Source organism: Brevundimonas sp. (assembly GCF_016463295.1).
In the GTDB taxonomy this organism is placed as follows: domain Bacteria; phylum Pseudomonadota; class Alphaproteobacteria; order Caulobacterales; family Caulobacteraceae; genus Brevundimonas.
The window spans coordinates 1-5777 of sequence record NZ_JAEMRO010000110.1; the positions used below are offsets into that span (position 1 = coordinate 1).

Genomic DNA, 5777 nt, shown 5'->3' on the forward strand with positions numbered 1-5777 from the left:
CCCCCGCCCTCGCCGCCGCCCTGCTGACCCTCGCCGCGGCCTCCACGGCGAAGGCCGAGGAAGGCATGTGGACCTTCGACAACTTCCCCATCGCGCGGGCCAACGCCACGCTGGGGACCAACATCGATCAGGCCTGGCTGGACCGGGTGCGGTTGAGTTCGGTCAAGTTCGGGGGCTGTTCGGCGGGCCTGGTCTCCGCCGAAGGACTGGTGATGACCAACAACCACTGCGTCGCCACCTGCGTGGCCAATCTGTCGACCCAGGCCGTCAACTATGCCGAAACCGGCTTTGCCCCGCGCAGCCGCGAGGAGGAGCTGAAATGCCCCGGCGGCACGGCCGAGATCCTGACGGAGATCACGGACATCACCGAGCGGATGCAGGCCGCCGGGGCCGGGCTGGAAGGCCAGGCCTTCACCCGCGCGCGCGACGCCGAAGCCGGACGGATCGAGCAGGAGGCCTGTGGCGACGCGACCGACAAACGCTGTCAGGTCGTCAGCCTGTATCGTGGCGGTCAGTTCAAGCTCTATACCTACAAGAAGTTTTCCGATGTGCGCCTGGCCTGGGCCCCGGAGGATCGGGCGGCGACCTTCGGCGGCGACCTGGACAACTTCAGCTTCCCCCGCTTCGCCATCGATGCGGCCTTCATCCGCCTGTATGAGAACGGCGCTCCGGTTGCGACGCCCACCCACTTCAAGTGGAATGCCGACAAGCCCGTCGAGGGCACGCCCGTCTTCGTGTCCGGCAGCCCCGGCGCGACCCAGCGTCTGCTGACCCAGGACCAGCTGTTCACGATCCGCGACGTGGTCCTGCCGATGGATCAGCTGCTGGCCAGCGAACTGCGCGGGCGACTGATCCGCTTCAGCCAGGAGAGCGACGAAAACGCCTTCATCGCCATGGACCCGATCGTGGGCCTGGAGAACACCTACAAGCGCGGCCTCGGCCGGATGCGGGCGCTAACCGACCCCGGCTTCATGCGCATGAAGGCCGAGGCGGAGGTCGACTTCCAGACGCGCATTCGCGGAGCGACGGCAACGCCCGCCGATCCGTGGACGACGCTGTCCTCGATCCAGCCGATCGCGCGCGAACTCTACCCCGCCATGGCCCTGCTGGAAGGCGGCACCGGCCTGGGCACCACGCCGGTGGCAGGCGGGTCGCAACTGTTCAACTGGGCCCGGACGCTGGTGCGCGGGGCGCAGGAACGGGAGAAGCCGTCGGCCGAACGCCTGCCGGAGTTTGCCGACAGCCGCCTGACCGCCGTCCAGTCCGGCCTGTTCGCCGAGCGCCCCGTCTATCCGGCGCTGGATCAGGTGCGGATGGAATGGTGGCTGTCCAAGACGCGCGAATGGCTGACCGTCGATGATCCGCGTATGGCGGTTCTGCTGGGCGATGAATCGCCCGAGGCGCGCTCCGCCCGTCTGGTCCAGGGCACGACCCTGGGCGATCCGGCCGTACGCCGAGCCCTGTGGGAGGGTGGCCTGGCCGCCATCCAGGCGTCGGAGGATCCAATGATCCAGTATCTGCTGACCTTGCAGGAGCCGACCCGCGCCATCCGCGCCGACTGGGAAGCCCGTGTCGATGCGCCGACCGCCCGCGCTTCGGAACAACTGGCCGCCCTGCGCTTCCAGGCCTACGGCGACAGCGTCTATCCGGATGCGACCGGGACGCTGCGCCTGACCTATGGCCAGATCGAGGGCACAGATGTACCCGGACAGCGGTTCGGGGCCTTCACGACCTTCAGCGGCCTGTGGGACCGGGCGACCGGCTCGGCCCCGTTCGATGTCGCGCCCAAGCTGCTGGCCGCGCGCGAGCGGATCGATGGGGATACGGTGCTGAACATGGCGGTCTCGTCCGACACCATCGGCGGCTCGTCGGGGTCACCGGTCGTCAATGAGGCGGGCGAGATCGTGGGGGCGAACTTCGACTCCACCGTCCTGACCCAGCGCAACGCCTACGGCTATGACCGCAACGTCAACCGCTCGGTCATCGTGACCACCGGGGCGGTGACGACGGCATTGCGGGACGTCTACGGGATGGAACGGCTGGTCGAGGAGTTGGGGGTTCGGTGACCCTTTTCCCTCCCTCAACGAGGGAGGGTGGCTGAGCCTAAGGCGAGGCCGGGTGGGAGGGGGCTCGGCGGCGTTTAGCACCGAGGCTGGCTTGCCCTGGCCCTCCCCACCCGGTCGCTGCGCGACCACCCTCCCCCGAGGGAGAGGGAGAATGCCTGAGTTAGCCTAGACCGCGCTCATCTTCTGCTGCGCCTTCGAGAAGTACTGCCAGCCGGTCCAAAGAGTGACGATGGCGGCAGCCCAGATCAGGACATAGGCGAAGACCTGGAAGTGGGGCTGCCACTCCAGCGGCAGTCCGAAGCCGTCCCACAGCAGGGCGACCTGGAGCGCGCCCAGGGCGATCATCTGCAAGACCGTCTTCCACTTGGCCAGCAGGGTGACCGGCAGCTTGACCTTGCCCGCCACGGTTTCGCGCAGGGCCGAGACGGCGAACTCGCGGAACAGGATCAGGCCGCAAGGGATGGCGATCTGCGGCAGAGCACCCCAGGCCAGGACGCCCAGAATGGCGCCAGTGACCAGCACCTTGTCGGCGATGGGATCCAGAATGGCCCCCCAGCGCGTGGTCGCATTCCACCGCCGTGCCAGAAAGCCGTCGATCCAGTCGCTGGACGCGGCCACCACAAAGATCACGAAAGCTGTGCGGCCGAACCGGAACTGGTCGTCAGGGCTCAGATACTCCGACAGGATCGGCACACCCTGCGGTGCGGCCCCGGCCAGGATCAGGAACATGATCACCCCGGCAAACAGCCTAAGGCCGGTGATGATGTTCGGAATGGGATTGGCAGGGTGACTGGGGGTCATTCGGAACGCTCCGACAGTGTATCGAGCAAAGACGCCAGCAAGGGATGCAGGGTCTCCGCAAAGGGATTGGCGACGGTCACCCCGCGATAGACGAAGCCGTCCTGCATGTCTTCGGAAAGAAGCAGGCGGCAACCGTTAGCAGCGGCAATGCTCAGGATCAGCGCGTCCCAGATCTGCTTGTCGTGTTCGGCAGCCAAGGCAACAGCATCGGTGAACGTCTGGGTCGTGTGGGGCGTCAGGCCATAGAAGTCACCCCAACGCATGACCACTGTCGCAGCCTCGGCGCGTTCCAGGCCCTTCTTGCGTCGCAGGACATTGTAGAGTTCGCCCGCCACCTGGGTTGGCAGGATGACGCTGTCGATGGACAGCAAGGTCACCAGATGTTCGGCGGCGGCGCGTCGCGGTTCATCACCGACACCCTCGACATAAGCTAACACGTTGGTGTCGAGCGCGACCTTCACTCGTAGCCATCATCGCGCGTGACGCGGCCAAGGTTCGATACCGGACGACCGGAAATTTCCTTGAGGTAGGCTTTGAGCCGCTGTCTGCGGGCTTCACGATCGGCTTCTTCCGCGCTCACGGGCACCATCCGGATCACCGGTTTACCCCGTGCGGTCACCACATAGGTCTCGCCATTGGCGACCTCGTTGAAGACGCGCGAGAACTCGCGATTGGCTTCGGTGGCGGTAATGGTGCGTTCCATAGGGCGGATAGTAGTGGATCACACTACTTTACACAAACGCCTGCCTGGCGATCAGTCCAATGCCTCGAACCGGCCCGGTCCACGCAGGGCCCGCAGGATGCCGTCGGCGATGCCGAAATGCAGGCCGCTGAGCGCCAGCTTGCCCGCCGCCTCGCGCTCGGCGATCCAGGGGAAGGTGCGCAGATTGTCGATCGACAGGCGCACGATGGCCTCTTCCGAGGCCTGTTCGACCTGATCCGGTTCAACCGCCTCGGCGACGCGGCGCACGACGGGCTCGCCCTGCGCGATCCAGGGCGCGACGAAGTCGCGGACGCTGTCGGGCGCGCCCGTGCGCATGGCCGCCACGCCGCCGCAATGGGCATGGCCCATGACCACGATGCGGGATACGCCCAGAACCTTGACCCCGAACTCCAGAGCGGCCGACACCCCGTGCAGCTGGCCGTCCGGCTCATAGGGCGGGACCAGGTTGGCGACGTTGCGCACCACGAACAGCTGACCCGGCGCAGCGTCGAAGATCAAAGCCGGATCGGCCCGGCTGTCGGAACAGGCCACGATCAGGGTGTGCGGCTTCTGCCCCGCCGCCAGAGCCTCATACTCGGCCTTGGCCTCGGGCCAGTGATCCTGGCGAAAGCGGCGATAGCCGGCGAGGAGAGTATCGGAAGATTCGTCGGTCATGAGGGCGGTATAGGCGATCAGCGACGCCCGCGGGAGAGGGATGTCGGGACTGTCGTCGCGCCGCTCTGTCATGGGACATCGGCCTGACTTGGATCGGTTGATGGCCCATGCGACGTGGCCGCTCCGGCCCGGATTGGCCACATTCACGTCTAGGCTCGCAAGGCCAAGGTTGTTCGGGGAGTTGCGTATGCGAGCGTTGGTTTTGGTGCTGGTTTTGACGACCGCGTTTCTGGGGTCGGCCTGTTCGGACAGGGCCGATGCCCAGGCGACGCAAACGCAGGCTGCCCCGGCCGACGGATCGCCCTATGTGCTGCAAGGCACCCAGGTCTGGGCCGTGCCCGATCCGGTTTCGGGTCGGGAGTACGAAATCTTCGTCAGCCTGCCCGCCAGCTATGCGACCAGTCCGAACCGTCGGTATCCGGTGCTCTATGTGACCGACGCTGACTACGCCTTTCCGATCATTCGCCAGATCGCGCGGCGTGTGAATCTGGAAGGCCCCGTCGTCGAGGAGTTCATCTTGATCGGTCTGTCCTATGCCAAGGGCGACAATCCGGTCGCCAGCCGCAACCGGGACTATACGCCGACGCCAAACGGCCCACGACGGGCCAGTTCGACCCTGCATGGCGGGGGAGCGGCCTATCAGACCTATCTGAAGACGCAGGTGCTGCCGTTCGTCGAGGATCGATTCCGGGCAGACCCGACGCAGCGGGTGTTGCTGGGGCATTCCTACGGCGGTTTGCTTGGCGCGCAAATCATGTTCACGGAGCCAGACCTGTTCAGGGGCTATGTGCTGGGCAGCCCATCCTTCTGGTTCGACAAGCGTCACATCATGACGATGGAGGCGGACTATGCTCGGACCCACCGGGACCTTCCGGCCGACGTCTTCATGTACATCGGCGCCTATGAGGTCCCCGGCGACAGCAGGCGAAACACCGAGGTGGACATGGTCGGCGACCTGCGGACCATGGAGCGGGTTCTGACGTCCCGGAACTATCCCGGCCTGCGGGTCCGCTCGACCGTGCTGGAGGACGAGGATCACCTGACGGTCGCCCCCGTCGGATTCACGCGGGCGCTGATGGCGGTGTTGCCGGCGCAGCCTTAAAGGCTGGGCTAGGACTTGCGCTTTCCGTCGATCAGCACCGCCTGCTGCCAGCGGCTGGGGGCCTTGTCGGTGCGGTGGATGCAGCCGGACCAGCAGCAGGGGCGCTTCTGGCCTTCGCGCAGTTCCTCGGTCGTGCGTTGAATACGACGCTGTCGGGTCGCGGGCTGTTTCCCGTCCTCGACCCAGCAGATGAACTCGTTGCGGCCCAGCGGGGTCAGCGCCTGCCAGAGGGCCAGAATCTCCGGGTCGGCCTGCACGGCGGCCTGAAGATCGGCCCCGGCGACATGGACGGTCCCCTGGGCGAAGTCGCTCATGCCGGTGTCTCCTGACGCCGCATCCTAGCCCCGCGTCTCCGGATGGAAGAAGCCGTAGATGCGCTCCGCCAGCGGCTGGTTGATCCCGTCCACCTTGACCAGATCGACCACCGAGG

7 protein-coding genes are annotated in these 5777 nt (G+C 66.3%); 2 read left to right on the forward strand and 5 right to left on the reverse strand.

The annotated features are described in order from the left end of the window. Window positions 1-20: 20 nt before the first annotated feature. Entirely contained in the window at window positions 21-2066 is a 2046-nt protein-coding gene (locus tag JHC81_RS13440; RefSeq protein WP_366466273.1) for a S46 family peptidase, read from the forward strand. Between the two features lie 165 nt (window positions 2067-2231). On the opposite strand, the gene pgsA is transcribed toward JHC81_RS13440, so the two are convergent. Genes pgsA through JHC81_RS13460 form a run of 4 tightly spaced genes read right to left on the reverse strand, consistent with a single transcriptional unit; the run spans window position 2232 to window position 4317 of the window. Then, a complete protein-coding gene (gene pgsA, locus JHC81_RS13445; protein WP_292175510.1) occupies window positions 2232-2867 on the reverse strand; it encodes a CDP-diacylglycerol--glycerol-3-phosphate 3-phosphatidyltransferase in 636 nt (211 codons plus the stop codon). After that, window positions 2864-3328, reverse strand: coding sequence for a PIN domain-containing protein (locus tag JHC81_RS13450; RefSeq protein ID WP_292175511.1), 465 nt, complete (start codon window positions 3326-3328; stop codon window positions 2864-2866). The genes pgsA and JHC81_RS13450 overlap by 4 nt, the downstream gene beginning before the upstream one ends. Beyond that, the gene (locus JHC81_RS13455; RefSeq protein ID WP_292175512.1) at window positions 3325-3570 is read right to left on the reverse strand and encodes a type II toxin-antitoxin system prevent-host-death family antitoxin; all 246 of its coding nucleotides are present in this window, start codon (window positions 3568-3570) and stop codon (window positions 3325-3327) included. Before JHC81_RS13455 ends, JHC81_RS13450 begins: the two co-directional genes overlap by 4 nt. Before the next feature lie 51 nt (window positions 3571-3621). Further along, window positions 3622-4317 carry a carbonic anhydrase gene (locus tag JHC81_RS13460; protein ID WP_292175514.1) on the reverse strand — a complete coding sequence of 232 codons (696 nt, stop codon included), beginning with the start codon at window positions 4315-4317 and terminating at the stop codon, window positions 3622-3624. 115 nt (window positions 4318-4432) lie between these two features. Here JHC81_RS13460 and JHC81_RS13465 point away from each other — a divergent pair, with 115 nt between their 5' ends. Next, entirely contained in the window at window positions 4433-5347 is a 915-nt protein-coding gene (locus tag JHC81_RS13465; RefSeq protein WP_292175516.1) for an alpha/beta fold hydrolase, read from the forward strand. Between the two features lie 8 nt (window positions 5348-5355). Here JHC81_RS13465 and JHC81_RS13470 read toward each other — a convergent pair whose 3' ends face one another. Continuing rightward, entirely contained in the window at window positions 5356-5661 is a 306-nt protein-coding gene (locus JHC81_RS13470; protein WP_292175518.1) for a YdeI/OmpD-associated family protein, read from the reverse strand. Between the last annotated feature and the right edge of the window lie 116 nt (window positions 5662-5777).